Source organism: Planktotalea sp., from assembly GCF_018607965.1.
Taxonomy (GTDB): domain Bacteria; phylum Pseudomonadota; class Alphaproteobacteria; order Rhodobacterales; family Rhodobacteraceae; genus Planktotalea.
In genome coordinates this window covers 1,321-2,898 of sequence record NZ_JABBAM010000076.1, presented here as the reverse complement: position 1 = coordinate 2,898, position 1,578 = coordinate 1,321, and the positions used below count along the sequence as shown (strand labels likewise).

The window sequence follows — 1,578 nt, the reverse complement described above, 5'->3', positions numbered from 1 at the left end:
TCCAGCGATTATACAGTGTCTTCGACGGCCCACACGCGGCAGGTGCATCACCCAACCTTAACCCATTGCGATTGATGGAAATAATGCAACTCAAGACACGCCTGTCATCCACGCGAGCACGACCTTGGCTCTTTGGAAAGCAAGGCAGAAGACGCTCCATTTACACCTACGTAGGCCAGTATAAGTTGCTCATGACGTCCGCCCTAGATTGGGGATCGTGAAGCATGACAGCGCGATAACCTCAATTAAATAATGGGCCCTGAGCCTAAGAGGCAACTTTCATATTAGTAGAGGTATTCGTTTTCTGCCAACTTGGGCAGTCGCCCAACATGCATAAACTTTTGCAACAGACACCAATATGAGCGACCACGCAAGTTGGCAGAAAAGTCAACACAGCAGACCTATGAAACCTTTTACAGTTGGGCGGTGCCTCATGCTTAAGCAGCTATTTTCCAAATATCGCCTTAACCAACTTCCCGTAGGACCGTCGTCCCAACGCGCCCACCTGACTTCAAATCCGCATACCCTTGGCGCAATAACTCGGCCAGAGCAGAGTCCACGGGCGACTGCGCTTGCTGCGCGCCATACATGTTGATCAATGAAACAGGCAATTTGGGCAAGGCCCCACCATGCTGAATCGGCACCATATGAGGGGGTTCGGTGCCTTCAATCGCAACACAAATGGCAAGGTCCGCCCCAATCGTGGCCTCGATAGTGCGATCCGAATCCGTTTCCATCGCCATAACCCATTCGATGCCTTCACGATCTAGAACCTTTTGCACCAAGGGCCGGAACATACAACGTTGACTAAAGCCCAGCTTCAAAGGGCGCTGACGCCAGATTGTGCCACCTTCAGCCCCTGTCCAGCTCATCCGCGCGCGGCTGAGGGTTTCCCCCTGCGGCATCAACCCTTCTTCGGTGGTCAGAATCAAATCATATTCGCCAAGCGTTAAGCCGTCTTGTAATTCCCGTGTAAACGAAGCGCGCAGATCGACCTGCACATTGGGAAATTGCGCACGAAACTGCTGCAAAACTTTAGAGACCACGGGATATACAATATCATGCGGCACGCCGAGCGAAACAGAACCCTCGACCCCTTTGTCCGTCAATTTGTCTATGATTTCGTCATTCAGCATCACCATACGACGCGCGTAGCTTAGCAATTGCTCACCCGCTGGGCTAAGCACGACTCGGCGCCCAGAACGTTCAAGCAGTTTCAAATCAAGACTTTCTTCCAAACGTTGGATCTGCATCGAGACCGCAGATTGGGTTAGGTTCAACACCCCCGCTGCACGCGTGACACCGCCCGTTTCCACAATCGCCACAAAAGATCGCAGCGCCGTAAGATCAAGATTTCGCATATATCACCATCCATGATGTGTCGCTTCAAAACAATTCGTTTTTAATATGAACCATGATTTGGCAAACATATCAAAATACAGAATTGATTCACTCAAACACATCACAAAACGGAAGCTAACGACAATGACACAATACAACGCATTCGCCGCACCAAACGCGTGCTGCCCTGCCCCACGCAATCTGAATGTATTTGCCTGCTTACAGGCACATTTCAAA

At 50.7% G+C, this 1,578-nt stretch carries 1 protein-coding gene and 1 pseudogene; both read right to left on the bottom strand.

What is annotated here, in order from left to right; all coding sequences use genetic code 11:
- A pseudogene (locus tag QZ279_RS07315) lies at positions 1 to 160 on the bottom strand (IS5/IS1182 family transposase); the annotation flags it as partial.
- Between the two features lie 304 nt (positions 161 to 464).
- On the bottom strand, positions 465 to 1,361 hold the full coding sequence (locus tag QZ279_RS07310) for a LysR family transcriptional regulator (protein WP_293449625.1): 897 nt from the start codon (positions 1,359 to 1,361) through the stop codon (positions 465 to 467).
- Between the last annotated feature and the right edge of the window lie 217 nt (positions 1,362 to 1,578).